Genomic DNA, 26384 nt, shown 5'->3' on the forward strand with positions numbered 1-26384 from the left:
GCTCCGAGGCCACCCGCTCCATGGCGCCGGGCAGCGCAGCCAAGCGCTCCCATGCCGGGGGGTGACAGCTCTTCTTCCGCCGGAATTACCCGGTTCAAGTTCTCGGGTGTGGATCTCAGCACTTGCGTGCACCCCGGAGCGTTGGGGCGGATTTTAACCTGCTGGCGGAAATCGGGTCGCCCGGGCCGGGCAGGCAAGCGGGCACCCCGCGCATCCCGGCGCGGGCGTATTCTTCAAAGCCAGAAGATTTCTTCCAGAAATTCTGTCGATTCGCGGTCGCCTGCTTCGTCGTGGAGGCATAGACCCACCAACCTCCCAAAGGACTGCGCCATGAAATACCTCGGCCTTGCCTACTTCGCCCCTGAAAAATTCGCCGCCATGGCGCCTGCCGACGTGCAGGCCCTGGTGAACCAGTGCCCTGCCCTCGACGAGAAAATGCGCGCCACCGGCAAGGTGCTGGTGTCCGCCTCGCTGGGCGACGCAGAGAACTGGGTCTCCCTGCGCCCGCGTGGCGGCAATGCGCAGATCAGCGACGGGCCATACACCGAGTCCAAGGAGATGGTGGGCGGCCTGTTCATCATCGAGGCGGACAGCCGCGAGGAGGCCGTGCGCCTGGCCTCCATGCACCCGGCGGCCACGCTGGGCGAGGCGGGCGGTTGGGGCGTGGAGCTGATTCCCATGGATTTCTTTCAGGCCAGGGCCTGACCCTGCCCACTGTGCCCCCGGGCACTTGCCTTCAGGCCGCCACCAGCCTGATCAGCGTGATCTCCGATGGCGCCCCCAGCCGCATCGGCGGCCCCCAGTAGCCGGTGCCGCGGCTCACATAGACCCACATCGTCTGCAACCGGTGCAGCCCGGCCACGAAGGGGTTCTGCAACGGCACGAACAGGTTCCAAGGCCAGAACTGCCCGCCGTGCGTGTGGCCCGACAGCTGCAGCAGGAAACCCGCTTGCGCCGCGGCCGGCGCGCTGCGCGGCTGGTGCGCCAGCAGCACGCGGGTCAGGGCCTCGGGCGGCGCCCCCAGCAGTGCGCGCTGCGGATCGCTGGCGTGGCTGGCATCGAAATGCCCAGCTGTGAAATCGGTCACACCGCCCAGTACCAGCGCATCGCCATCGCCCTGCCCCGCCGCCGGCCGCAGCACCGCATGCTCGTTGAGCAGCACGCGCAGGCCCAGCCGGCGCAGCTCGGCAATCCACGGAAGCGCGCCGGCGTAGTACTCGTGGTTGCCCGTCACCACAAAGCTGCCGTGGCGCGCCTGCAGGTCGGCCAGCGGCGCAATGTGCTCGCGCAGCTCCGCCACGCTGCCGTCCACCAGGTCACCCGTGATGGCGATGGCATCGGCCTTGAGTTCATTCACGCGGCTGACGATGCGCGCGATGTAGCCGCGCCGGATGGTGGGCCCCACATGCAGGTCGCTGAGCTGCACGATGGTGAAGCCATGCAGCGCCGCAGGCAGCCCGGCCAACGCCACATCCACGCGCCGCACGCCAGCAGTGCGGCGCGCGTTCCAGAAACCCAGCAGGGATGCCAGCGTGGCCAGGACCACCACCGCTGCCGCACTGTCGGCCCGTGCCGAACCGCCCTCCGGCAGCCAGCCACCGGCCCACGCCCCGGCCAGCACCAGGTCCCGCAACAGCGTCAGCAAAAAGAGCGACGAGAACCAGCCCATGGCCAGCAGGCCGAGCCAGGTCCATGCGGGGTGCGCGGCGCCACGGCGGCCGGAGCGGTGCTGGAAGGGCATCGGCAAGGCGATGGCCGAGACCAGCAGAGCGACCGCGAGCGCAGGCCCGGCACCCGGCCATGCAGACAGTGCCCCCACCAGGCGCAGGCCGATGTACAGGTGCAAAAGGGTTGTCAGAATGGTCAGCGGGCGCAGCGGCATGGCGGGCAAGGGTGGCGCGGCAGGGCCGCAGACATCCGCAGATGCGGCCACCTCGCTGAATATCCAGCCCTCGCGCCATGGATGGGCTCCTGATTCGATTTCGGGTGACCAGGGCTGCACCAAGGTGTGCCCGTCTACTGTCAGAACTGACAAACACAGGCGGGCCGTGAGCCAGTCCAATTGCCGGTTGTTCATCTTCAACCAGCAAAGGAATGACCATGCGCACCAGCACACAGCGTATTGCCCTGTTCGCCGCCACGGCGATGACACTCGCCCTGGCGGGCTGCGGCGGCGGGGACGACGACAACAGCGGCGGCACACCCCCCGTCGGTGACGGCTACACGCTCGGCGGCAGCGTCAGCGGGCTGGCCGCGAACGGCCGCCTGGTCCTGCAGAACAACGGCGGCGCCGACCTCGCCGTCAGCGCCAATGGCGGTTTCACCTTTGGCAGCCGCATCGCCGCGGGCAGCGCCTATGCGGTGACGGTGAGCAGCCAGCCGGCCGGGCAGACCTGCACCGTGGCCCAGGGCAGCGGCACGGCCAACGGCAACGTGAACAACGTCGCGGTGCAATGCGGCAACCTGCCGCCCGCGCGCTACACCGTGGGCGGCAACGTGAGCGGCTTGGCCGCGGGCACCAGCCTCACGCTGCAGAACAACGGCGGCGACGACCTGGCCGTGGGCAGCAACGGGGGGTTCACCTTTTCAACGGCGCTGGCCGGCGGCGCTGCCTATTCCGTCACCATCCGCACCCAGCCCACCGGCCAGGGCTGCACGGTGCGCAACGGCAGCGGCACGGTGGGCAGCACGAATGTCGGCGCGGTGGAAGTGGCCTGCGCCACGAGCGTGGCGCTGCCCGACGGCGACTGGCAGCAGGACCTGTGCAGCCAAGTGCGGCCGAACCAGTGGGGCCGCGGTCTCTGGCGCATCACGCGCGAGAGCGAGACCCGCGTGAACGTGACACTCGGCCTGGTGATGTACAGCGACGCCAGTTGCTCGGGCACGGGCACCCCGGCACCCGGCCCAGCCGGCGGCGGCGGCAGCTTCGTGCTGGCGCGCACCGGCAGCACGGCCACGGCCACCGCCTTCTGGGGTACCTGGACGGTCCCCGCCGCAGTCCCCGTGGTCACGCCCGCGGTCTGGGCGCGCAAGGGGGCATCGCTGTGCATCCTGGCCGACAGCACGCCATCGGTACTGCCGGACGCAGCCACCGTCGAGCGCACGGCCGACCTCTCGATCACAGGCAAGGGCTGCTACACGCGGCTGTGAGGGCCCATTTACGATCTCCCACGGAGATCGTGCCGGGCAGCGCGAGCAGTGCGCCCTGCGCGCCGGAAATCTGCGCCCGTCCCGCACGGGTGGAGCCTGAGAGGCTGAGGCATCGGCGCACAGCAGCGCCGCGTGCTCATACGGCGTGAAGGCCCCGTCGAGGCCTTGGATCACCGGTTTGGGTGACCCGACCGGCCCGCAGAAATCACCCAATCCGATTACATTCAGTCACCGCCATGTCATTGGCTGATTGAATGAACAGGAGACCTGCGTGCGTTTGCTGAAACTGTCCTGCGCAAGCTGTACCGCCCCCCTGGAGGTCGGGGAGGATCTCGGGTACTTTTCGTGCGACTACTGCGGGACCGCGCAGATCATCGAGCGCTCTGGCGTCGCCATCCCGGCACCAAAAGCCGAGACCGACCTGAAGGCCGTGCAGCGCGCAACGGCCCGTACCGCAGCAGAACTGGCCATACCGCGCCTGACCAAAGAACTCACCGAGGCAGAGCTGGCCAGGGCCGGCATCCTCCTGGCTGCCAAGGCGAAGCTGGAAAGCGCCAAGCGGGCCCGCCGCAAGTACGCGCAGATCACCTTTGGCGTGACTTTCCTTCTCGGTCTGCTCACCATCCCTGACATCGATGGAGTCATGGGGACCGTACTTGCATATGCCTGGCTGGCGGCCTTGATTGCTGCTCCGATCTGGGTCTACAAAAGAGCCCGGCTGCCCATGGACAACGGCCGCGAAGCCACGGCAGCCATCGACGCCCGAATCACCCAGATCGAGGAGCACCTGCGGATCAACCGGTCCCTCCTCAACACCTTGCCGGTGTGATGCCCATACCGCACGGTCCAGGGCGCTTTGCAGGATGTATTGAAAAGGCCCTCAGGCCGCAACCAGCCTGATCATCCAGCCCTGTCGCTATGGATGCGCGTTTGCAGAAGCCACCAAGCGGTATTGATAGCCGGGATGGCCCCCGCCATGGCGGCAAATCCTGCTGCCGATTGCCACGGCGCAGCCTTCGCCAACTCCCACGCTGCCAAGCCCACCACACCGACCAGCGCGAGTGCGTTGGCCGCGCCGGCCAGAGCGTGTAGCCGACCCGGAACGCCGCCAAGCGCCGCAGCGCACAGTGCCAGCACAAAAGCCACCGCAGCCAGCTGGTTCACCAGCATGGCTGGGCTATGCCAAGGGCTTCGTAGCAGTGCGACAACCCCTGCGCACAGGCTGAGGCCTAAAAGATTGATGAGCACGAGCACAACGCGAGTGGCTGGGCTCGGCTTGGCATTGCGCAGGGATGACAGCATGGCGCAATTGTGCCGGAGCGAAGAAACAGCCCGCACTCAGCGGGCCGAAGCGAAAGGGTGCCGACAGCGCCAGCTTCCGACTCAGGGCGCAGTGTCTGGCGCACTCGGGTCCAACGGCTCGTTGGGGCGGGTGGGCTGCTCGGTGCTGGGTGGCAGGTCGCCCGGCGGCCGGGGCAGGTTCTCCGGCACCTGGTGCAGAGGGTGGTCTTTGGGGTCTGTGGCCATGGTGCGCTCCTTGGGCAAAGGGACCATTGGGCGGCCTGGGGAGCGCACGGGGCGTAGGAGGTGGGCGTGAAAAAGTCCGAGCTGGGCGGGCTTGGTCTGGGAAAACCATTCGGTCAGGCGGCCAATGCATCCGGGTCATTCGAGCGCGGGAGGCGGTGGCCGTTTGAGCGCATGCGGAAGACGTGGATCAGCACCCTGGCAGGATGCAATTGCATCCAGAATGCTGCAATTGGGTCTCCGTTGCGCCACTCCGCTCACTCCGGGGTGCTCGGATCGCCATCCTCGCCTGGCGCCTCTAGCGCCTGCCGCTCGAGTTCCTCGTCCGAAAGTTCTGGCTCATCCTGTCCGGCGATCCACTCTTCAAGAAACTCCTCAGTCGGTTCCTGGCCTTCGACAAGAATCTGTTCGATGGTCTGGCGGGGCGCAGCTGCTGGCGCGCTCGCGCTCGCATTCACATCAACGCTCATTGCAGCGTCGGGTACCTCGGCCGAACGGCTCATTTTTCCCTCAAGGTAAGAGGCGAAATCTCCGTCCTTTGGCATATCTGGGCTCGTCATAGTGGTTCTCTCTGAAATAATTCTGGCTGCTTGCTGCACCCCTGGCATGGTGGCGATGCGCCGGGGCCGATGGCCACTCCTGGGGCCTGTGCGTGCAATGGTCTTGAGGTGTCGCCAAACCAATTTTCGCTGACCCACCCGCCGCACCGCATGATCATCTCGGCGCGGTGACGGATGCTTTTGCAAGGGTCAACAGCGCCATCAAGCGATCTGCGGCTTGCGGGGGGCCGCTTCCAGGTCCTTGTCCAGCAGGCAGTCGATGAAAGCACTGAGAAGGGCGGGTCGATGTTGCCTGTTCGGGTAATACAGGAACAGCCCCGGGCGCGAGATCGACCAGTCCGCCAGGACCTGCACCAGGCGGCCCTGCGCCAGGAGCTCACCCACGCCGTCTCGCTCAAAGTGGTAGGCAATGCCGAGGCCATTGAGCGCAGCAGCAACGCCAATGTCGGCGTGGTTGGTGACGACGGGGCCGTCCACGGCTACATCGAGCCGTTGCCCTTTTTTCTCGAACTCCCAGTGATAGTGCCTGCCGTCCATCTGCAGCCGCCAGTTGATGCAGGCGTGGCGGTGCAAATCGGCGGGTGTCCTGGGTGTGCCCCGGGCCGCAAGGTAGCCGGGGGACGCCACGGCCACCATGTCCAGGTCGGGTGTGAGGCGCACGGCAATCATGTCCTTCTCAACCCGCCCACCCACGCGGATGCCCGCGTCGAAGCGGCCCACAACGATGTCGGCCAACGCGTCGTCGACCACGATGTCGAGCACCACGTCAGGATACGCCTGGTGAAAGCGTGACAGCCTGGGCGCAATGATGGTTCTGGCGGCGATCCCCAGCGTGTTGATGCGCAGCGTGCCCGTGGTCTGCCCTGCGGCTTCACTGGCTTCGGCCACTGCAGCGGCCATCTCACGAAACAGCGGGGCGATGCGCCCATAGAGCTGCTCGCCACTGGCCGACGGCGCAACGCTGCGTGTGGTGCGATTGAGAAGGCGCGTGCCAATCCGGGCTTCGAGCTGCCGGATGGTCTGGCTGAGCGCAGACGGCGACAGGCCCAGATGCTCTGCCGCGCGGGCAAAGCTCTTGCGTTCGACCACGGCAGCGAAGGCTTTCAGCTCGGCAAATTCGAACCCGCGCATTATGTATTCCTTTCTACACAACCCATTCAAATTCTAGGATATTCCCTAAATGGACCCCGGCGCGCATCCTCAGGTCTTCATCAACCCCATGGAGCCATCGACATGAACGCCTTGACCCTTCCCGAACCCATCGCCGCGTACTTTGCGGCCGAACACAACCCCGAGGCCCTGGCGCGCTGCTTCACTGCGCAAGCCGTCATGAAGGACGAGGGCCACACGTACACCGGCGTCGATGCCATCAAGGCATTTATGGCCGAGGCATCTGCCAAATACAGCGCTACCACCGTGCCGTTCGCGCTGGAGCGTGAGGACGGTTTTCAGATCGTCAAGGCCACGGTGACGGGCAACTTTCCAGGCAGCCCCATCGACCTGTCCTACCGCTTTCGCCTTGAACGCGGGCTGATCGCAGCGCTGGAGATCAAGGCATGAGCTTCGACCTCCACCTTCAAGGCAAGCGTGCCGTGGTCACGGGCGGCACCAAGGGTTTGGGCGCGGCCCTCGTCCAGAGCCTGCAGGATGCGGGTGTGCAGGTGATGACCACTGCGCGCTCTGCGCCTGACAAGCCGCTGGAGGGTGTGGCGTATGTCCAGACCGACTTGACCACCGCAGAAGGCGTGGCACAGCTTGCGCGCGCAATCACCGAACGCTGGGGCGGCGTGGACATCGTGATCAATTCCCTCGGCGGCTCCAACGCGCCAGCGGGTGGTTTCGCAGCCCTCGATGACGCAATGTGGTTCAGTGAGCTCAACCTGAACCTCATGTCTGCGGTTCGTCTTGACCGGGCACTGCTGCCCGCCATGCTCGCACAGGGCGCAGGCGTCATCCTGCACGTGACCTCGATCCAGCACGTGCTTCCGCTGCCGGAATCGACCACCGCCTACGCTGCGGCCAAGGGGGCGCTTTCGACCTACAGCAAATCCTTGTCGAAGGAGGTCACGCCCAAGGGGGTTCGGGTTCTGCGCGTCTCGCCAGGCTGGATCGAGACCGAGGCCTCGGTGGTGTTCGCCGAGCGAATGGCAGCCCAGGCGGGCACCGACTACGAGGGCGGCAAGAAGATGGTGATGGACTGGCTCGGCGGAATCCCCGTCGGCCGGCCCGCCAGGCCGCAGGAGGTTGCGGACCTGATCACCTTCCTGGTGTCGCCGCGCGCTGCGTCAGTGGCGGGTTCAGAGCATGTGATCGATGGCGGGACGGTTCCTACTGTGTAGTTTAGAACCATCGACTTGGTCGGCCAGTAGGTCTTTCGAACGGCGGCCCCAGTCGAGACTGATTGGGGCTTTCCTGCCTGGCCGGCCTGTGGAACACCTGGACAGACAACGCAACCTGCGACGTGCACGAGGGCTACACCATGTTGACCATCAACGCGGACCGCATCCACTCATGAACCGCATGCACAAGCCCAACCCCAAGCTGGGCACGCCTAAGCAGAACAAGCGCAGCGTGATCTCCATCGAGGCCGGCGACGTGGACGCCTGGCTGGCCGGCACGATGGAGCAGGCACAGGCCCTGCTGCGCCTGACGCCCGTGGAAGTATTCGCGGCCGGACCCGCCGAGCTACTGCCCGATGATCTGCGCCAGCGCGCAATCGCGGCGGAGGAAGCGATGTTGGCGCACAAAGGCGTGACGGTTGAGCAGTGCGCCACCATCGGCACCAGGCCGACGAAGCCAGTCCGCCCCGGCACCATCCCCAGCTTCTTCGGCGGCATGGGAGGGGCTGCGCTGCGTGGCTGGAGGCATGCACCGTCGTGCAGGACCTGTACGGCCCGGACTTGAGGCTGCGCATCGTGGACAAGCAGGCGCCGCTGCCGCACTGACCTGCATCGTAGCGTGAGCCGCGCGTCAGGCTATGGCGCCAAAGTCACGTCAGGAAGCAGGTCCAGACGCTTGTTGATCCCTGAAAACGTTGAAGCTCAACTGTCTTTCGTCAGCTTGAGCCGCTGGTTCAGGCAGTGTTTCAGGCATAAGATAAGGTTTGCACATCTTCAGGATGGAACCGTCCGCTCGATTGACATTGCCTGCTAGCACCAGGAGATCGTCTTGATCGAACGAGTGAAATTCATCGATGTTGTTGGCGACAGCTGAAGCTAGATGAATTCCGTCATTTGGTTTTTTCAAAGGCGCATGATTTCTGCAAAGTCTTCTCGACATCACAGCAATTTCGTGATCGACTTGAACCTCAACTACAAAATCGCTCGCAATGTAGTCCTCGAAAAGCTGGTCATGTTCGATTGCCAAGCTCTTGGGGCCATCGCATTTAAATTTGTAGACCTCTGCGAGCGTAAGGCTAGACGTCCAAATAACAACTTCGCCACGCATGGCGGCATTCAGCACGGATTGGCAAAGCTCGTGATCCTGTTCCTGATTTATCAGGCGCAACCATACACATGAGTCCCAATAGACTTTTTTGACTTTAGCCAATTTCGCCCGCCCTGAATTTTTCTAGATATTCTGCAGCACTCAATCCGCCCGTAAATTCGGGGTCGTGGAGAGATGGAAGTTCTTTTCTGGCCACCTTCATCGGCACAACATCCGAGGCCTCTACTCTGGCGATGGCGCCCGATGGCCGATAGTAAATATCACCTTTGACAGTGACTCTGCGCTTCATCCAGACGTCTTGTATGGAGGCATGGGTTTCGAAAGTCCTAGCAAGTGAATCTGTTATCACACAGATAAATTCTCGCTGAGTCTTTCTTTCCCGTATTCGTATGGCTGGCCTCCCGTAATGCGTGGTCACCTCTCCAAGCATGCCTTCAATCGACCCGCGCTGTTTCTTGGTACTACCGAACATGATTTCGTCGCGAAGAAGCAAGCTAGCTGACTCGGCAATACCCAAAAAAGGTATTGCATCCTCGCTGGTCAGCGATATGGAGACATCATCTTTAATACGAAAATCTGTCCTAGCAACCCCGAGAGAAGATCGGCGGAGAAATGCAGATGCAGCTTCTGTTAGCTCAGGCCTTTTCCAGGCCTCTGGGAACCTACCTGCTTGCAGTTCGGCGAGGCTATGACTGAATTCCTTTAACTGCATAGTTGCAGCATGCGAGTCATCTGCTTCTGCAACTATCGTAAGCGGGCTGTTTGTGGTGGCGCTGACCAGTCGCCAAACCACCTCACCACCTCCAGCCATCAGAGTGAACGCATCTAGCACTTGATGCATGGCATCTTGGACCGTGAGTTCCCCCCTGCCACCAGACGGTGGAATGATGGTAAGAGTTATGCGTTCGGCCATTTCAGAAGTCTATTCGTCACCGGCAGCCTAGTCACCAACAATTTCATCCCCCTCCTTGTTCTAGCCATTGTTGAGTGGCGGTCACGCCTCTCAGAAGGCTTTCGGCAGTGTCAAGATCGGCGTGGACGTCAGCGCCGCGCAGTTAATCCCGCTTTGCCGGCCGACGGCGGATTGGATGGAACCGGCAATGCGAACGATGGCTGCGCCCGGTACGAAATCGATGTCATAGGTGACATCGCAGGCGCCGTAGAGATTGGTGCCGAGAAGGATGGCATTGTTGCCTGAGATGCCTCCGGTGGCCACCTCCCACGTCGCGACTGAATTCACCCGTACGACGCCGAGCGCGGTTGTGAACTGAAGGTTGTTGGCCGGCACCGCTGAAAGGCCCACTGCAATCATCGAGTTTCCGTTGGTATGGACGGAAAAATAGGAGCTGCTGCTTGGGTTGAAGTAAATGCCGTCATATGGCCCTGCTGCTTGTGCTGCGCCCGCTACGAGCATGGCCGCGAGGGCCGCTATTTTCTTGAGCATCGAGTTCTCCTCCTGCGCAGTCGGGGCGCTGCGCGTCGCCTGATTTCGGCTCGGCCTCAATTGCAGTGCCGAGTGCACCACTTGCGACGGCACGAAGCGGGGGTTTCCGCCGGAGATGGTACACCGCACTGTTTCAATTTGTATCCACCTCTACGGGTGATAGACAAAGCCACAGCGCGGCGGCCAGTTGCACATCATGTCCCTCGGGCCGGTCGATCCCAGCCAGGGCGGACACAGAAGCACCCATGGGCGAGCCGATGCAGGCAGACGCAGCTCAATCGGCATGGTGGGCCGGTCAGGGGCAAAAGAACGCAAAGATGCTGCTCCAGGCGTACGGCGGAGTGGGCTGGCAGGAGTTGCATCACAGCGAGCGCGCCTAACGGGAACCGGTGGGGAAACAAAAAAGCCACCCGAAGGTGGCTGTTTGCTTTTCCAAGACTGCTTGCTGCAGTCTTCTTCAAGATCCCGTTGATTTCTGAAGCTGGTTTCTTCAGAAGGAATCTTGGTAGGCGCGATTGGACTCGAACCAACGACCCCCACCATGTCAAGGTGGTGCTCTAACCAGCTGAGCTACGCGCCTGTGTTGTTCTGTTCAAGACCACGATTATAGCCACAAAAAAAGGCCGTCCGGCAAAGTTGCAGCAAAAGATTCAAAAGACTGCTGCCGGCCGCTGCGGCGCCCTGCGCTGCAAGGGGCCGGCAGCGGCCTCTTTATGGGCCTCAAGCCTCGATGCTGCAGTTCACGCGTTGGAGGGCTGCGTCGATCCACGCATTGTCCTGCGTGCCGTCCGCGATCTCGGCCACCATCACGGCTTCGATCTTCTGCTTTTGGTGGGCGGCGGCCAGCAGTTGTTCGGCCTGGTCGTAGGGCACGCACAGCAAACCGTCGTCGTCGCCGATGACCAGGTCGCCGGGCTCGATGACCATGCCGTCGATGGCGATGGGCACGTTGATCTCGCCGGGGCCGTCCTTGTAGGGGCCGCGGTGGGTGACGCCGGCGGCGAACACGGGGAAGCTGTCCTTGCGCAGCACGGCGCTGTCGCGGATGGCGCCGTTGATGACGATGCCGGCAAAGCCCTTGAGCTTGGCCTCGCCCACCATGATCTCGCCGATGAGCGCATTGGTGAGGTCGCCGCCCGCGTCCACCACGATCACGTCGCCGGGCTGGGCCAGCTTCAAGGCCTTGTGGATGAGCAGGTTGTCGCCCGGGCGGGTCCTGATGGTGAGGGCCGGGCCGGCCATGGCGGTGCCGTCGTGCATGGGGCGCAGGCGCGGGCCGCCGGCCGTCATGCGCGACATGCAGTCGCTGACGTTGGCCACTGGCACGTCGAGGAATTGACGGGCCAGTTCCAGGCTCACGGCGCGTTGGCGTTTCAAGATTTGGCAACCGATCATGGTGTGTCTCTCGCTTGGATGATGGATAGGGAAGTGATCAGTCGAGCGTGGTGCCCGAGCTCTTGACGATGGGGGCCAGGCGGGCGCGGTCGCTGGCGTACAGCCTGGCCATGTCTTCGGGCGTGCCGGTGATGAGCTCGGCGCCGGAGTCGGCGATCTTCCTGGCCGTGTCGGGGGCGTTCACCACCTTGTTGATGGCTTCGTTGAGCTGTTTGACGATGGCGTCGGGCGTGCCGGCCGGGGCCATCACGCCCCACACGCTGGCCAGCTCCACGCCCTTGATGCCAGACTCGGTGTAGGTGGGCACGTCGGGCAGCAGCTTGGAGCGGCGCGCCGTGGTCACACCGATGGCGCGCACCTTGCCCGACTGGATGTGCGACAGCAGCGTGGGGATGGAGCCCATGTACATGTCGATGCGCCCGCCCAGCAGGTCGGGCATGGCCTGCGCCATGCCGCGAAACGGCACGTGCGTGAACTTCACGCTGGAGCTTTTCTGCCAGGCCTCGCTGATGATGTGCGAGATGGTGCCGGTGCCCGGCGTGGCAAAGCTCAGGCGCCCGGGTTCCTTCTTGGCGGCCTGGATGATGTCGTCCAGCGTCTTGTAAGGCGAGTCGGCGTTCACCACCAGCACGGCCGGGCCGGCGGCGACCAGCGCCACGGCGCGCAGGTCCTTGTCGGGGCTGTAGGTGAGCTTGGAGTACAGCAGCGGGTTGAGCACCACGTTGTCGGTCTGCGCCATCACCAGCGTCAGGCCGTCGGCGGGGGCCTTGGCCGTCTGGTCCAGTGCCAGGTTGCCGCCGGCACCGGGCTTGTTCTCCACCACGATGGCCCAGCCGTAGGCGTCGGTGAGCTTGGTGCTGACCAGCCGGGTCAGGTTGTCGGTGCCCCCACCCGCCGGGAACGGCACGATGAACTTGATGGGCCGCTGCGGGTAGTTGCCCTGGGCATGTGCCGGGGCGATGGCAGAGGCCGCCGCCAGGGCCAGCAGGCCGCCAAGGGCCAGGGTGCGTCGGGTCAAGGTCGTCGTCATTGCAGGTGTCTCCAGTAGGTTGGTATTCGGGTAGCGCAGTGGTCGGTCAAGGGCTGCTGGCAAGCACATGGCTGCCCAGCCAGGCGATGGCTTCGTCGGTGGAGGTGCCGGTGAAAGGCTGCGCCGCATGCGCCTGGGCCGTGGCGGCGAACAGCGCTTCGACGGAGGGCAGGACCACGGGTGCCAGGCCATTGCGCGCCATCTGCTGCCGGGCCTCGGCCACCTCGCTTTTGCGGCGCGCGGAGTGCGGGATGTGCGTGCGCACCATGGATTCCATCAGCGTGCGCAGAGGTGTTTCGTCCACATCCTTCAGCACGGCATACAGCTGCTCGCGCAAGCCCATCTGCTGGGCGGTGACCAGGCATTCCACGGCCAGCGCCTCGGTGCCCTTGGTATAGATGCTGCGCAGGAGCTTGAGCGAGGCGGCATCGCCCGGCCGATCGCCCACCACGCGGACGGAGCCGCCGAACGGCAAAAACAATTCCTGTACAAAACCGGCCTGGCCACCGGCCACGAGCAGCGGCGTCTTCTTGCCGCCCAGGTTGACGGCACCGGTGATGGCCACGTCCACGAAGTGCACCGCCCGGCCCTGTGCGCCGCGCTCGGCCAGCTCGGCGCATTCGCGCATCTCGCCGGGGTCGGCCGTGGTCATGTCCACGTACAGCGCGCCATCCTGCAGATGGGGCAGGCAGGCCTCGAACAGGCTGCGCGCCACGGTGCCGAACACGGCGCTCACCACTAGGTCGGCCCCGGCCATCCAGGCACCGGGCGCGGTATGCACCTGCGCGCCAGCGGCCTGCACGGCGCCGGCCACCGCAGCGCTTGGCTGCAGGTCGCACAGGCCCACCAGGGTGTGCCCCTGCTCCAGGAAGGCCTGCATGTAGCAGGCCCCGACCATTCCACCACCAAGTATTGCTATCTTCATAAAAATACAAATTTAAAACATTGATGGCAGTTTATGGAGCATCGCATCCAAAAAATCATAGGGATTTCCCGTATTCAGATGCAAATTTGCACTTATTCTGTATTTTATTGAGTCCAGAGCCAAATCCTGCACCGCCTGCACGGCTCACCTAGAATCAGCACACCCATACCACCCACCTGGTGCAAAAACAGTGCAAAACGTGAAAGACAAGGCGTACGAGGTTCTGCGGCAGCGGCTCATCGGCGGGCACTACCGACCCGGCGAGCAGCTCAAGGAAGAGCCCATCGCCCGCGACCTGGGGCTGAGCCGCACGCCGGTGCGCAATGCCCTGCACCGCCTGGTGGAAGACGGCCTGGCCACGGACGGGGCGGGCCAGGGCATCCGCGTATCGGAGTGGAGCGACTGGGATGTGGAAGAGACCTTCCAGCTGCGCATGCTGCTGGAGCCGTATGCCTCCTTCCTTGCGGCCACGCGCGGCGGAGAGGGGCTGGCCGACGAGCTGGAGGCCAGCAACCAGCGCATGGAGGCCGGCATTGCCGCCGGGCCCGATGGCATTGCCGAGGTGCAGTCGGCCAACCGGGATTTTCACCACGCGCTGATCGAGGCATCAGGCTCGCCGCGTCTCAAGACCATGCTGGCGACCATGATCGACATGCCTATCATCAAGCGCTCGTTCTACATCTACACGCCCGAGGAGCTGGTGCAAAGCCTGCACCACCACCGCGACCTGGTGATTGCCGTGCGCGCCCGGGAAGGCGAGCTGGCGCGCCAGGTGATGCAGCTGCACCTGCGCATGTCGCACCACCGGTTCATGGTGCACCGAGGCGAGTACAAGCGCGCGCCCTCCGCTTAGAGCTGCTCAAAAACTCTTCTGGCGTCGTTGCTGCATCTTGTCGTACTAGGGCGTGTCATCATTCATTTGGCCCCCGCGAAAGCCTGCGGCGTGGTGCAGTGCAAGGCGCCCTGAGTGCCGCGCAGCATGGCTACGCAATCGAAGGGCAACGCCGCAATGTGCCGCGCTGCAGGCTTTCCCTTCGGGCTGACCCCGCCATGCGGCGCCTGCTTTGTCGCACGGCTTGCCAATAGCTGGGCTATTGGCTGCGCCGCGCTTCGCGCATCCGTCCACATGGCGGGGCCAGCGCGGGGGCTAAATGAACGATGACACGCCCTAACGTACTGCCTGCGACGCAGCGCCTAGCCAGAACCGCTGCGCTGAGTTTTGTGAGCAGCTCTTGAAGGCTGCTATCGGCGCCGTGCCGAGCGCACCCCTTGCACGCCGGCCACGATGCCCAGCACCTTGTTGAGCCGGCCCGAGTCGGCCACCTCCACGGTGAAGGTCATCCACGCCGTGCCCTTGACGGACTGGGTCTGCACGCCGATGACGTTGGTCTTCTCGCGTGCAAACACTTCGGAGATATCGCGCAGCAGGCCCTGGCGGTCGGCGGCCTCCACGGCCACGTCCACCGGGTACACAGCGGGCTTGTCCGCGGCCGAGGCCTTGGGCAGGCCCCAGTCCACGTCGATCACGCGCTCGCCATTGCGGGCGGCCATCTCGCGGAAGTTGCTGCAGTCCGAGCGGTGCACGCTCACGCCCTTGCCGCGCGTGACAAAGCCGCGTATGTCGTCCGGCGGCGCGGGCTTGCAGCACTTGGCCAGTTGGGTCATGAGCGAGTCGATGCCCACCACCAGCACCCCGCCCTTGGGGCCGGATGATTCGTTGCCACGCGGCTTTTTCAGCAGCAGGTAGTCATCGCTGCTCGGCGGCGGCTCGGCCGGGCGCAGCACGGTCTCGATGTTGCGCAGCGAGAACTCGTCCTTGCCCACCACCTCGAACAGGGCCTCGGCCGACTTGAAGCCCAGTTGCACGGCCAGGTCGTCGAGCTTCACGGCCGTCTTGCCCTCGCGCTGCAGCAGGCGCTCCACCGCCTCGCGGCCGCGGGCCACGGTTTCGTGCGTGGCCTGGGCGTTGAACCAGGCGCGCACCTTGGCCTTGGCGCGGTTGCTGGTGAGGTAGCCCAGCTCGGCATTGAGCCAGTCGCGCGAGGGGCGGCCTTCCTTCACGGTGACGATCTCCACCGTCTGGCCGTTCTGCAGCGGGGTGTTCAGCGGCACCATCACGCCGTCGACCTTGGCGCCGCGGCAGCGGTGGCCCAGGCTGGTGTGCACGCTGTAGGCAAAGTCCACCGGGGTGGCGCCCTGGGGCAGGTCGACCACGGCGGCCTCGGGGGTCAGCACGTAGATGCGGTCCTCGAACAGGCCGTTGCTCTTTTGCGCATGGCCGGCCAGGTCGCGCTCCCACGCCAGCAGCTGGCGCAGCACGGCGATCTTGGCGTCGTACTCGCCGGTGGCCGACACGCCCACATAGCCCTTGGCACCCGCCTCCTTGTAGGCCCAGTGCGCGGCCACGCCGTGCTCGGCATGCTCGTGCATGGCCTGGGTGCGGATCTGGATCTCGATGGGCTTGCCGTTGAGGTCGTCGCGCACGATGGTGTGCAGCGACTGGTAGCCGTTGGCCTTGGGCTTGGCGATGTAGTCGTCGAACTCCTCGACGATGGGCGCAAAGCGCTGGTGCACCCAGCTCAGCGCGGCGTAGCAGTCCTTCACCGTGGGCACCACCACGCGCAGCGCGCGGATGTCATACACCTGGTCGAAGTTGAGCGACTTGCCGCGCATCTTCTTGACGATGCTGTAGATGTGCTTGGGCCGGCCCTGCACGCTGGCGCTGATGCTGCGCGCACGCAGGTCCGACTCGAGCCGCGCGCGCAGCTGCTCCATGTAGACCTCGCGCTCGCCGCGCTTCTCGTCGAGCAGGCGCGCCACCTCCTTGTAGGTGTCGGGCTCCAGGAATCGGAACGACAGGTCTTCCAGTTCCCACTTCACCTGCCAGATGCCCAGGCGGTTGGCCAGTTGGGCAAACACCTGCAGCGACTCGCGCGCCAGGCTGGGCGACATGGGCAGCTTGGTGGCCGCGTGAAAGCGCAGCGTCTGCAGCCGCGAGGCCAGGCGCAGCATGACCACGCGCAGGTCGCGCGAGAAGGCCAGCAGCATCTTGCGCACGTTCTCGGTCTGCAGGGCCGGGTCGTCCAGCGCCTGGGCACCGCGCGCCTGCTGCTGCACGCGCACGAGCTTGGTGGTCTCTACCGCCAGCGCGGCAAAATTGGCGCCAAAGGCCTTGGTGATCACTTCCTCGGGCTTGTTCAGGTGCACGCACGAGTACACCAGGTAGCTGGCGGCCTGCATGGCTTCGGAGCCGCCAATGCTCTTGAGGATGGCGGCCACCGCGTCGGCATGGGCCAGGGTGTTCTCGCCGGAGTCCAGCGCTTCGCTGGCGATCAGCGGCTCGGCAAAGGCGCGGGCACGCACCAGCGCGTTGACCTGTTCGGGCAAGGTGTGGGCCGTGGCCGCGATCAGTTGGGGTACGGCCTCGGCCGTGTTCAGTGGCGGGCCGGGGGGCGGGGCAAGCGTCTTCATGCGGCGGCAGTACCTTCCTCCGCCAGCAGAAAATCACGCACCGCCGCCACCTGGTCGGCTGCGACCAGGGTGGGCGCATGGCCCACGCCCGCAAATTCCACCAGTTGCGCACGCGGGCCGCGCGCGGCCATGGCCTGCGCGGTGTCGTGCGAGAGCAGGTCCGACTGCGCGCCGCGCAGCAGCAGGGTGCGCGCGGTGATCTGGTCGTACAGCTGCCACAGGAAGGCTTCGCCCGCAGTGGCGGCCTCCTGCGTCAGGGACCTGAAAGGCACGGCAATGGCCGGGTCGTAGTGCAGCGTGACGCCGCCTTCGGGCAGGCTGCGCACCATGGCGCGCGACAGCTCCAGCCACTGGGCCGGCGTGTGCGGGCCAAAGCTGGTGGAAATCGTCCACATGGCATCGGCCGCCTGCTGCAGCGATTCGAACTTGGCGAGAAAGCCCAGGTACTGGCCGATGCGCTGCAGCGCCTGCCACTGGATCACCGGCCCCACGTCGTTGAGCACCAGGCGGCGCACCGGCACGGGCAGCGGCAGATCGGGCTGGCCCGTGATGCCCATGCCGATCAGCCCGCCCATGCTGGTGCCCACCCAGTCGAGCGTGGTGATGGGTGCCTGCTGGTGCAATTGCGCCAGCAAGGCCACCATGTCGGCGCCGTACTGCGGGATCTGGTAGCCCATGGGGTCGGCCAGCCAGTCGCTCTGGCCGCGGCCCACCACGTCGGGGCAGACCACGCGGGCGTGCTGGCTCAATTGACGGGCCAGCACGTCGAAATCGCGCCCCTGGCGCGACAGGCCGTGCACGCAGACGATCACGTGCGAATGCGCGGGGTTGCCCGTGGCATTCCACTCCCAATACGCCATGCGGTGCTGCGGGCCTGTGACAGGCCTGGCGGCAGCAGGGTCTTGACCGGCGGGCACCGCAGCGGCCCCGGGGCCAGGGCACAGTACGTAGTTCAGCGTAGGTTCTATCATGGGTGCGAAATCCGGTAGCGGCACTTGATAATGCCTGCGTTCAATCAGCGCCGGCCAGGAGCCCTGGCAAGGCGTTGCCTTCATCGTAATTCATATTCATCTTTCATTCGGAGTGACACTCATGCTCAAAGGCAAAACGGCCCTCGTCACTGGCTCCACCAGCGGCATCGGCCTCGGTATCGCCAAAGCCCTCGCGCGACAGGGCGCCAACGTGGTACTGAACGGTTTTGGCGATGTGGACACGCCCCGCGCCGAAGTGCTGGCCGCCGGCAAGGAAGCCGGCGCCCAGGTGGCCTACCACGGTGCCGACATGAGCCGCGTGGCCGACATCGAAGACATGATGAAGTACAGCGCCAGCCAGTTCGGCCGCGTGGACATCCTGGTCAACAACGCCGGCATCCAGCACGTGGCCAACGTGGAAGACTTCCCCGTCGAGAAGTGGGACGCCATCATCGCCATCAACCTGTCCAGCGCCTTCCACGCATCGCGCCTGGCCCTGCCCGCCATGAAGGCCGCCAACTGGGGCCGCATCATCAACCTGGCATCGGTGCACGGCCTGGTAGGCTCGGCCCAGAAAGCCGCCTACGTGGCCGCCAAGCACGGCATCGTCGGCCTGACCAAGGTGACCGCACTGGAGAACGCCACCACCGGCGTCACCTGCAACGCGATCTGCCCCGGCTGGGTGCTGACCCCCCTGGTGCAAAAACAGGTGGACGCCAAGGCCGCCGAGCACGGCCTGTCGAACGAAGACGCCAAGAAGCTGCTGCTGGGCGAAAAAGAGCCCTCGATGCAGTTCACCACCCCCGAAGAACTGGGCGAGTTGGCCGTGTTCTTCTGTTCCCCCGCCGCCAACAACGTGCGCGGCGTGGCGTGGAACATGGATGGGGGCTGGGCGGCGCAGTAAGCCAGCACCGTGCACTGAACGGCTGCGATTTTTATCCGCTGCCATGAGCGCCTGCTGCCAACGGCAGTGCGCTCGCCTCAAAAGCTGACATAAATCCACCGCCCCGCGCGGACGGCCTGCTGCAACCCGCGCTTGAAGGCACCCAGTGCTCCGCCATCGTCCACATGCCCAAGCACCTGCAGGGACTTGGCGGCACACGGCTGATCCTGGAAGTAACTGCCCATGCGGCCTGGATCGAAGGCCTGGCCGCCCTCTTCCAGCGCTGCGCCCAGCAACGCCTGCCGCTGCACGCCGGGCAGGTCCGGCTCCAGGCCAGCCCACTCTGCGCCGATACCGAAGTCCGCCTTCGGGTCGTAGTAGTGGGTGAGCGCAAAGTCGGCGAGTTCCTGCACATCGCCGGCTTCGAGCTGCGAGCGCCAGTCGGGCGACAGCGGCTCCCCATCGTACGGATCCTTGAGCGACGCCCGATGGGTGTCGATGAAAGCCTCCAGGGCCGAGGTACCGCCCTGGGCCAGCGCCAGGCGCAGCGTTGGCGCCAACTGGCGTTCGAACGCACGCCCATCGAACGCAAACGCCTTGTGGGAAAAGCTCACAGCACGGCTCCTGGCGTGAAACAGAACAGAACGGATGGCCGCCATCTTAGAACCTGTTCAAGGATGGCACGCCAATCCGGAACAAATCGACGGATGGGCACTTCATTGCGACGGAAGGCCGCGGCCACACGCCGTTGCCGCATACATTGGCTGAACGGAGGGGGTCAACAACACACGGGTGCGGCGCGCCATGCCCACTTTGGGCGGGCCGCCGTCCGCGCCCCGTTCCACCACCCTGTCCATTCTCTCAACGACCCTCGGGCGCGCCACGCCTGTCTTGCCCATGCCCACCCTGCGTTTCGTACCCCTGGCCGACGTGGCCCACCTGCTCCCTGCCGATGGCCCGATGGCCGAGCAATGGCAGTCGGAGCCCGACACCCTGGCCGAGGCCACCGTGGCCTGGGTCAGCGGTGACCTGCAGTTGTCCGCGCTGGATCTGGACGCGCCCCTGCAGCCCGGCAGCGCGCTGCGCGCCCTGGCCCAGGCCACCTCCGGTCTGCCAGGGCCGCCTCCGGGTCATCTGTACCTTGTGCTCATCGAAGGCAATCTGCAGATCGACGGGGCACTGAGCGGTGGCGACGCCTATGGCAGCAGCCACCTCACCGTGCTGGGCAATGCGCAGCTGCAGCACGCCGTGGTGGAAGGGCTGCTACTGCATGTGCAGGGCACGCTGCAGGTCGATGGTCTGCTGTGGGCCCACGGCGAGCCGGGCGAACTGCGGGTGGATGGCGGCCTTGCGGCGCGCGTGGCGCTGTTCACCGAAGACTGCGCCGTGCACATCGACGGTGATGAGGAAGTGGAGTTTCTGCTCGACGAGGTGCGCGGCGTACCGAGCCTGGTGGAGTTCTCTAACGAGGCCGCCGGGCTGGTGTTTGCCCCGGGCTTCTACAACGGCATCGACGATGGCGAAGGCAGCCTGGCCGACCTGCTGGACCGCGACCGTGTGTTGGCCGCCGTGCGTGCAGGCCAGAGCCCGGTGCGCAGCAGCCGCGACATCCACGCCGACCTGCCCCTGGCCGACGACCTGTTTGCCGACGAGGCCATCAGCGCGGCCAATATCCAGGCCATGGTGAACTCGCCCGTGCTGGAGGGTGATGATGAGGAGCACACCGACGGCTGGTTCGGGCAGACCCATTTCTCGCTGTGCCGCCGCCATGTGGACGCGGAAGGCACGCAGCATGACGACCGGGTGTACATCACGGTGTGGAAGACCTGGGAGTTCTACCTGGCTGTGCCGCAGGCTTGTGCGACCTCGGGCCGGGCCACGCGGCGCCGGCGTGCCGCGGCAGTTGCCGAGTCCATCACCCTGCTGTACCGCGAGTTCACCGATGGCGAACCCGGCGAATGGACCACGCTGGACAAGGACGCCGATGATGAAGTGCACGAGGCCTGCGAAGCAGCATGGCGCGGCGTGCTCGACTATGTGCGCCGCGCCGTGGGCCAGGCGGGCGCGGGCTACCCGCTGCACCAGCGGCTGAAGGCAGAGCTCAGCGCCCAGCGCATCGAACGCATCACCCGCCTGCCCGTGTTCACCGACGAGTACAACGACTGGTGGGACGCTGACAAGCGCGGCACCTGGTTCGGCGACGTGTGGCTGGGCGCGCGCCAGCCCGCCATGCACGATGGCGAGTTCTGGTGTCGCGCGCTCGATGTGAGCTGGGAGAACGGCGAGGACGGCCCGGGCGACGTGGAGCACGACGCCCACGGCAACTACCAGATCGACATCGACCGCCCAGGCGAGGGCCGGGAGCCGGTGGAGTTCACCTACAGCCAGCGGCAAAGCGAACACCGGCCGCCGCTGCCACGCGGTGCGGCCGACCACTGTGCGCGGCTGCTGCGCCTGGTGGGCATGGCGGAGGCATCGCTGCTGCAGGCGCACGACAAGCAGTTGGCCGAGCAGGCCCAGGAGCAGGCCCAGGAAGCCGAGACCCGGCGCATCGAAGCCGCGGTGCACCTGCTGGCCACGCCGCCGCTGGCCCCTGGTTTGCCGGATACGGCCGTGTTCCCGCCCGAACTGCTGCGGCTGTCCGGGGAATGGCAGGCCGGTGGCCAGGCCTATGTGGCGGCCGTCCGCGCCCACCAGCGCGTGGCGCAGGCAGCCGCCGCTGCCGCCGAAGCGGCCGGCTACCAGCCACCACGGTGGGACGACGATGCCGGCGCCGGGCAGCAAGGCTCCGGCGACCCGCTGCCCGATGACCCGCGCGGGGCCAGCGCCGCCACGGTGCTGCAGCTGGCCCGGGTGGTGAGCCGCCAGGCGGACGAAGCCCTCACCGAGCGGTTTCGCCAGCGCTTTGCGTTTGCGCCCGATGCCTATGCCGCCCTGGCGTCGGAACAGGGGCAGTGCATCGGCCCGGTGTTCCAGCTGGCGGACGGTGCCGGCACGGTGCTGCGCAGGGGTGCCGACTACAGCCCCGACGTGCACTGGGTGCAGCTGCAGGGCCCGGCGCTCACACCACTGCCGGCGCTCAAGGGCCTGGGCCGCTCGCACGACGGGCGCTGCTATGCGCAGAGCGATGGCACGCACATCACCACGCACCAGGGCTTTGACGGGCCCCAGATCGCGCAACTGCCGCTGCCGCAGGGCAACGAGGGGCTGCCCACCGCGCTGGGCCTTTCCGCAGGCGCACTGGGCCAGCGCTGCGACGAGCTCATCCCCTTCAACGACGGCCAGCGCGCGCTGCTGCGCAACCCCACGGGCGTGTACCTGCTCACACCCGGCGGCGTGCAACGCATCCATCCGCAGGAGTTCGAGGAGGACGGCCCCTGCAGCTGGCCCAAGAACCAGCTGCAGGAGGGGGTGGAGAACGGCGCGGACGCCCATGATGATGATGATGGCGAAGACGACGAGGACGACGACCAGGATGGCGAGGACGAGAACACCGGCCCCCGCCAGCTGGCGCTGGACATGCTGCACATGGCGCTGTCGCCCGATGAGCGGCACATTGCCCTGGGCGACCAGGACAGCATGCACATCCTGCTCGACGCGCAGGGCCGGGTGCTGCGCACGCTGATGACCGAGTCCTACCCGCACCACACCCGCTTCTCGCACGACGGCGCGCTGCTGTGGGCCAACTCCTGCCACTTCTACAACGGCTACACCGTGGCCAGCCGCGTGGGCGATGCGCAGGACAGCGAGGGCACACCGTTCGACACCGAATGCCGCGTCTACGCATCGGCCACGCTGCCGGGCATGGTGATCATGGGCGACGCCTATGGCTACCTGCACGCCCGGGACGACAGCGGCAAGGCACTGTGGCGCCACCACATCGGCGGCACCATCAGCGCGCTGGAGGTATCGAACGACGGCAGCCTGCTGCTGGCCGGCACCTGCAGCGGCTACCTGGTGCTGCTGCAGCGCGCGGAGGTGGACGCACAGGTGGACGCGAAGGCAGGCACAGGGGTGGGCGCAGACCCCTACGCCATCGGCACGTCCCCTTATGTGGAGCTGCGCCGCTGGATCTTCTGGGGCAGCGAGGCCTCGCCGCTGCGCTGGTAAGGCCCATGCACGGTGGAGGTTGGCGGACAGCCCCGCCAACCCAGCACCATCAGACCACCACCTCGGGCAGCTGCGTGCAGTGATCGAAGAAGGCCTGCAGTTCGGTCACCTTGTCGAACACCGCATCCGCCCCCAGGGCCAGGCAGCGTGCGCGCATCTCGGGCGTGGCGTGGTTGGTCAGCACCAGCACATGCTGGTCCGAAGAGCGCGGCCCCACGGCCTGCAGCACGTCCAGGCCCGAGCCCTGGCCCAGGTGCAGATCCACCACCAGCAGGTGCCACTTGCCGCGCCAGCGCGCCAGCGCCTGCCCGGCACCCATCGACGTTTTTGCAATGGCCACCACCTGCGCGTTGGCAGCCTCCTCCAGCGCCGGGACCAGGGTGTCGCAAATGGGTTTGTTGTCTTCTACAAGAAGGGTGACGAGGGACATCTTCAATGGGGGATGCAGCGCCTGGCAGAGGCACTGCACATACATCAGGTTGGGGTAGCAGGAGCCGCCATCGCCCTGTGGCAGGTGCGGCAGGGGCGCGCCAGACAGGCAAGCTGCCAGATTGACAGGGTTCGGCGGATATCAGGCCCGCAGGGGAAAAGTCAGCGGGGCCTCCATCGCAATCTCTTCGACGCGCACGTTCATCAGCGTGATTTCGAGCGGGCCGTAGTACGACAGGAACGCGACATCTGCCGCATCCCTCCCGTAGGCTACCACGATGCGCCCGCCCCTTGCATGGGCCTGGGTTCCGTCGAAGGCATACCACCGGTCCCCCACGAAGGCCTCGAACCAGGCGTGCATGTCCATGGGGTCGAGCGCGTGCAGGTAGCCCACGACGTAGCGCGCAGGGATGTCCAGGGCCCGGCACAGGCCGATGGCGACATGCGAGAAATCCCGGCACACGCCCGCGCCATCGTTCAGGGTGTCCAGCGCATCGGTGGTGCCGCTGCTGACGTTGTAGCGGTACTCGAGGTTGTGGTGCACCCAGCTGCGGATGGCCTCGACCTGGCCATAGCCCGGCGAGGCATCGCCCACGATCTCGCGCGCCTTGTCCTGCATCTTGTCGGACGGGCAATAGCGGCTTTGCAGCAGGTACTTGAGGGCGTCGTAGGGCAGCTCTTCCACCGGCACGGCGGCGGCGCTGGCGTCTACCGCAATGTGCGTGTCGGTGATCATGATCATGTCGACCTCGATGCGCATCTGGCCCTGCGGAATCTTCAGCCGCTGGCACAGGTTGCCATGGTCGTCCACATACTCCGTCATCGGCACGACCGGAGTCAGCTCGTAGCGCTCCTGCACCATCCACTGCGCATCCCCGCTTCTTGGGCGCAGCACCGCCACCACGGCACAGTCTGCGTCGGCGGACAGTGTCATGTGGCAGGTGGCGTGCAGCTTGACGAAGGTTTGGTTCATCCAGCGAGTCTAGGGGCTGGCACTGGGTGCGGGGACCCGCAATGCCCCTCCAACGCGCTGGATGCGCCTGCGCATGGGCTGGGCGGGCCGCTTCACGCCGCGAGCGCCACCTGCGCGGACCGCCGCACCGCGCGCACGAACTCCGGCAAAAAGGTGCGCCGCGCCCCGTTCGGGAACTCCACCGTCACCCCATGCGCATTGGCCTCGACCACCTGGCCGGTGCCATAGCGCTTGGCGCGCACGGCGTCGCCGCCGGTGAAGGCCGGCTTGGCGCTCGTCGGCTGCGTGCGCACCTCGATGGGCTGCTCTGGCGTGGCCACGGCCGGCGCCAGGCGCGACAGCGCGGCAATGCGCAGGCAGTTGTCGCAGCGGCCACAACCATCGGCGGCAGCAGACTCGTCGCCCAGTGCCGACAGCACCGCCTGCCAACGGCAACGGCCGCTCTGGGAGTAGGCCACCATGGCCTCCAGCGTCGCGCTGTCCTGCTCGCGGCGGCTGCGGTAGCTGGCCAGCAGGGGTTCCAGCGCCGCATCGTCCAGTTCGCGGGCCAGGGTGAAACGGCCGGCCCGGTCGCGCCGCACCACCTTGTGGCTGCGCAGCAGGCTCAGCGCCACCAGGGCCTTGGCCCGGGGGCTCGACACGGCGTCGACCATTGCATCGGCCGTCCAGCCCCCTTCGGGTGCCGTGTGCAGCAGTGCGGCATGCACGGCCTGCAGGTCATCCAGCGTGGGATATCGGCCCGAGGCGAAGAACTGCTGCAGCGCGCGATCCTGTCGCACATAGAGCAGCGTGCACTGCGAGTCGTTACCGTCGCGCCCTGCGCGACCGGCCTCCTGGTAGTAGGCGTCCACGCTGGCGGGCATCTGGTAGTGCAGCACGAAGCGGATGTCCGGCTTGTCGATGCCCAGGCCGAAGGCGTTGGTTGCCACCATCACGCGCACCCTGCCGTCCATGAAGTCGTCCTGCGCCTGCGTGCGCTGCGCAGCGGGCAGGCGTCCGTGGTACAGGCCGACGCTTTCGCCAGCGGCGGCCAGTTTGGCGTGCAGCTCCTGCGCATTCTTGACCGTGGCGGTGTAGACGATGGCCGGGCCCTGGCTGGCCGCCACCAGTTGCAGCGCACGCGGCAGCCGGTCGGCAGCGCGGCCCAGTTGCTCCACCGCCAGCTGCAGGTTGGGCCGGTAGGCGCCGGTCTGCACCACGTTGGCCGCGGCAATGCCGAACTGGGACACGATCTCCTTCATCACCGCCGGCTTGGCCGTGGCCGTGAGCGCCAGAACCGTGGGCCGCCCCAGCGCGCGCACGGCCGGCGCGATCTCCAGGAAGGCGGGCCGAAAGTCGTGGCCCCACTGGGCGATGCAGTGCGCCTCGTCCACCACCAGCAGGCTCACCGTGTGCCGGGCCAGCGCGGCTATCAGCGCCGGGTCGGCCATCTGCTCGGGCGTGGTCAGCACGATGCGCGCGCTGCCGCTCTCGATGGCCTGGCGCGCCGCGGCCAGCTCATCGCTGCCGACGGCGCTGTTGACTTGCACCACGGCCACGCCCAAGGCGCGCAAGGCGTCGCACTGGTCCTTCATCAGTGCGACCAGGGGCGACACCACGACGGTGGTGCCCGGCAGCAGCAGGGCCGGCAACTGGTAGCACAGCGACTTGCCCGCGCCGGTGGGCATCACCGCCAGCGTGCAGGCACCCTGCAGCACGCGCTGCACCACGTCCAGCTGGCCTGGACGCAGGCGCTTGAGGCCGAAGACCTTGCGCAGGGTTTTCTGGATGGCGTCGGGGCTGGCGATAGCGATGGATGGAGGGGCCGAGGGGGGCTGGGCGGTCTTGCGGCTGGTGGTGGTGTGGGTGCTCATGTCGGGCCTGCGCTGGCGGTTGTGGTGCTCCGGGTGATGAGGCCAATTGTGGGAAGGCACGACCCGCGCCCTGCGCCGGAATGCCGCGCACGAGCGTGTAAGACAGCATGCGCTGTTCGAGCGCTGCGAATGTGGGGGTTGATGGTTGATGATTGGGAGTTGGGAGTTGGGAGTTGGGAGTTGGGAGTTGGGAGTTGGGAGTTGGGAGTTGGGAGTTGG

At 66.0% G+C, this 26384-nt stretch carries 26 protein-coding genes, 1 tRNA gene and 1 riboswitch; of the genes, 9 read left to right on the forward strand and 18 right to left on the reverse strand.

The window, feature by feature from the left end; translation table 11 throughout:
- Positions 1–54: 54 nt before the first annotated feature.
- Positions 55–146: riboswitch (TPP riboswitch) on the reverse strand.
- Between the two features lie 184 nt (positions 147–330).
- Positions 331–705: a YciI family protein gene (locus PMI14_RS24275; protein WP_007858283.1), complete on the forward strand. Its 375-nt coding sequence runs from the start codon at positions 331–333 to the stop codon at positions 703–705.
- A gap of 31 nt (positions 706–736) precedes the next feature.
- Here PMI14_RS24275 and PMI14_RS24280 read toward each other — a convergent pair whose 3' ends face one another.
- Entirely contained in the window at positions 737–1882 is a 1146-nt protein-coding gene (locus PMI14_RS24280) for a metallophosphoesterase (protein WP_007858284.1), read from the reverse strand.
- Positions 1883–2100: 218 nt separating this feature from the next.
- Between PMI14_RS24280 and PMI14_RS24285 the strand changes: the two genes are divergently transcribed.
- Positions 2101–3150 (forward strand): hypothetical protein, encoded by a 1050-nt coding sequence (locus tag PMI14_RS24285; RefSeq protein WP_007858285.1) that lies wholly within the window; start codon positions 2101–2103, stop codon positions 3148–3150.
- A gap of 271 nt (positions 3151–3421) precedes the next feature.
- Entirely contained in the window at positions 3422–3979 is a 558-nt protein-coding gene (locus PMI14_RS24290) for a hypothetical protein (protein ID WP_007858300.1), read from the forward strand.
- Between the two features lie 71 nt (positions 3980–4050).
- On the opposite strand, the gene PMI14_RS24295 is transcribed toward PMI14_RS24290, so the two are convergent.
- The 4 genes from PMI14_RS24295 to PMI14_RS24305 form a co-directional block, all read right to left on the reverse strand.
- Positions 4051–4452, reverse strand: a complete 402-nt coding sequence (locus PMI14_RS24295; protein ID WP_146187978.1) for a hypothetical protein — start codon at positions 4450–4452, stop codon at positions 4051–4053.
- A gap of 81 nt (positions 4453–4533) precedes the next feature.
- Positions 4534–4677: a hypothetical protein gene (locus PMI14_RS35055; RefSeq protein ID WP_157405907.1), complete on the reverse strand. Its 144-nt coding sequence runs from the start codon at positions 4675–4677 to the stop codon at positions 4534–4536.
- Between the two features lie 254 nt (positions 4678–4931).
- Positions 4932–5234, reverse strand: coding sequence for a hypothetical protein (locus PMI14_RS24300; protein WP_035205508.1), 303 nt, complete (start codon positions 5232–5234; stop codon positions 4932–4934).
- A 201-nt stretch (positions 5235–5435) separates the two neighbouring features.
- The gene (locus tag PMI14_RS24305) at positions 5436–6365 is read right to left on the reverse strand and encodes a LysR family transcriptional regulator (RefSeq protein WP_007858314.1); all 930 of its coding nucleotides are present in this window, start codon (positions 6363–6365) and stop codon (positions 5436–5438) included.
- 102 nt (positions 6366–6467) lie between these two features.
- On the opposite strand from PMI14_RS24305, the gene PMI14_RS24310 reads away from it, so the two are divergent.
- The 3 genes from PMI14_RS24310 to PMI14_RS35940 all read left to right on the forward strand — a co-directional run bounded on the left by PMI14_RS24310 (position 6468) and on the right by PMI14_RS35940 (position 8138).
- Positions 6468–6794 (forward strand): nuclear transport factor 2 family protein, encoded by a 327-nt coding sequence (locus tag PMI14_RS24310; RefSeq protein ID WP_007858316.1) that lies wholly within the window; start codon positions 6468–6470, stop codon positions 6792–6794.
- A complete protein-coding gene (locus tag PMI14_RS24315; RefSeq protein WP_007858318.1) occupies positions 6791–7573 on the forward strand; it encodes an SDR family oxidoreductase in 783 nt (260 codons plus the stop codon). Before PMI14_RS24310 ends, PMI14_RS24315 begins: the two co-directional genes overlap by 4 nt.
- A gap of 172 nt (positions 7574–7745) precedes the next feature.
- A complete protein-coding gene (locus tag PMI14_RS35940; protein ID WP_007858333.1) occupies positions 7746–8138 on the forward strand; it encodes a hypothetical protein in 393 nt (130 codons plus the stop codon).
- A gap of 90 nt (positions 8139–8228) precedes the next feature.
- Here the strand turns inward: PMI14_RS35940 and PMI14_RS34385 are convergent, their stop codons facing one another.
- From PMI14_RS34385 to PMI14_RS24350, 7 genes are all read right to left on the reverse strand, one after another.
- Positions 8229–8783, reverse strand: coding sequence for a PIN domain-containing protein (locus PMI14_RS34385; RefSeq protein ID WP_081497387.1), 555 nt, complete (start codon positions 8781–8783; stop codon positions 8229–8231).
- A complete protein-coding gene (locus PMI14_RS35060; RefSeq protein ID WP_146187977.1) occupies positions 8776–9594 on the reverse strand; it encodes a hypothetical protein in 819 nt (272 codons plus the stop codon). Before PMI14_RS35060 ends, PMI14_RS34385 begins: the two co-directional genes overlap by 8 nt.
- 90 nt (positions 9595–9684) lie before the next feature.
- On the reverse strand, positions 9685–10125 hold the full coding sequence (locus PMI14_RS24330; RefSeq protein WP_007858338.1) for a hypothetical protein: 441 nt from the start codon (positions 10123–10125) through the stop codon (positions 9685–9687).
- 503 nt (positions 10126–10628) lie between these two features.
- Positions 10629–10705, reverse strand: a tRNA-Val gene (locus tag PMI14_RS24335).
- Between the two features lie 140 nt (positions 10706–10845).
- Positions 10846–11520, reverse strand: a complete 675-nt coding sequence (locus tag PMI14_RS24340) for an RraA family protein (protein WP_007858340.1) — start codon at positions 11518–11520, stop codon at positions 10846–10848.
- 37 nt (positions 11521–11557) lie between these two features.
- Positions 11558–12550, reverse strand: coding sequence for a tripartite tricarboxylate transporter substrate binding protein (locus PMI14_RS24345; RefSeq protein WP_007858342.1), 993 nt, complete (start codon positions 12548–12550; stop codon positions 11558–11560).
- 46 nt (positions 12551–12596) lie between these two features.
- Positions 12597–13475, reverse strand: coding sequence for an NAD(P)-binding domain-containing protein (locus PMI14_RS24350; RefSeq protein ID WP_081497388.1), 879 nt, complete (start codon positions 13473–13475; stop codon positions 12597–12599).
- A 190-nt stretch (positions 13476–13665) separates the two neighbouring features.
- Between PMI14_RS24350 and PMI14_RS24355 the strand changes: the two genes are divergently transcribed.
- The gene (locus PMI14_RS24355; protein WP_007858346.1) at positions 13666–14328 is read left to right on the forward strand and encodes a GntR family transcriptional regulator; all 663 of its coding nucleotides are present in this window, start codon (positions 13666–13668) and stop codon (positions 14326–14328) included.
- A 389-nt stretch (positions 14329–14717) separates the two neighbouring features.
- Here the strand turns inward: PMI14_RS24355 and PMI14_RS24360 are convergent, their stop codons facing one another.
- The gene (locus PMI14_RS24360; protein WP_007858348.1) at positions 14718–16946 is read right to left on the reverse strand and encodes a bifunctional (p)ppGpp synthetase/guanosine-3',5'-bis(diphosphate) 3'-pyrophosphohydrolase; all 2229 of its coding nucleotides are present in this window, start codon (positions 16944–16946) and stop codon (positions 14718–14720) included.
- Positions 16943–17917, reverse strand: a complete 975-nt coding sequence (locus PMI14_RS24365; RefSeq protein ID WP_007858350.1) for an alpha/beta fold hydrolase — start codon at positions 17915–17917, stop codon at positions 16943–16945. Before PMI14_RS24365 ends, PMI14_RS24360 begins: the two co-directional genes overlap by 4 nt.
- A gap of 121 nt (positions 17918–18038) precedes the next feature.
- Between PMI14_RS24365 and PMI14_RS24370 the strand changes: the two genes are divergently transcribed.
- A complete protein-coding gene (locus PMI14_RS24370) occupies positions 18039–18821 on the forward strand; it encodes a 3-hydroxybutyrate dehydrogenase (protein ID WP_007858353.1) in 783 nt (260 codons plus the stop codon).
- A gap of 77 nt (positions 18822–18898) precedes the next feature.
- Here the strand turns inward: PMI14_RS24370 and PMI14_RS24375 are convergent, their stop codons facing one another.
- Positions 18899–19414 carry a hypothetical protein gene (locus PMI14_RS24375; protein ID WP_007858355.1) on the reverse strand — a complete coding sequence of 172 codons (516 nt, stop codon included), beginning with the start codon at positions 19412–19414 and terminating at the stop codon, positions 18899–18901.
- 283 nt (positions 19415–19697) lie between these two features.
- On the opposite strand from PMI14_RS24375, the gene PMI14_RS24380 reads away from it, so the two are divergent.
- Positions 19698–22910 (forward strand): hypothetical protein, encoded by a 3213-nt coding sequence (locus tag PMI14_RS24380; RefSeq protein ID WP_035205528.1) that lies wholly within the window; start codon positions 19698–19700, stop codon positions 22908–22910.
- A 49-nt stretch (positions 22911–22959) separates the two neighbouring features.
- Here PMI14_RS24380 and PMI14_RS24385 read toward each other — a convergent pair whose 3' ends face one another.
- The 3 genes from PMI14_RS24385 to PMI14_RS24395 all read right to left on the reverse strand — a co-directional run bounded on the left by PMI14_RS24385 (position 22960) and on the right by PMI14_RS24395 (position 26165).
- A complete protein-coding gene (locus tag PMI14_RS24385) occupies positions 22960–23340 on the reverse strand; it encodes a response regulator (RefSeq protein ID WP_035205520.1) in 381 nt (126 codons plus the stop codon).
- Between the two features lie 141 nt (positions 23341–23481).
- Complete coding sequence (locus PMI14_RS24390; protein ID WP_007858361.1) at positions 23482–24312, reverse strand: transglutaminase family protein; 831 nt, start codon at positions 24310–24312, stop codon at positions 23482–23484.
- Between the two features lie 92 nt (positions 24313–24404).
- Positions 24405–26165, reverse strand: a complete 1761-nt coding sequence (locus PMI14_RS24395) for an ATP-dependent DNA helicase RecQ (RefSeq protein ID WP_007858364.1) — start codon at positions 26163–26165, stop codon at positions 24405–24407.
- Between the last annotated feature and the right edge of the window lie 219 nt (positions 26166–26384).

Origin of the sequence: Acidovorax sp. CF316, from assembly GCF_000276605.1 — a bacterium.
In the GTDB taxonomy this organism is placed as follows: domain Bacteria; phylum Pseudomonadota; class Gammaproteobacteria; order Burkholderiales; family Burkholderiaceae_C; genus Acidovorax.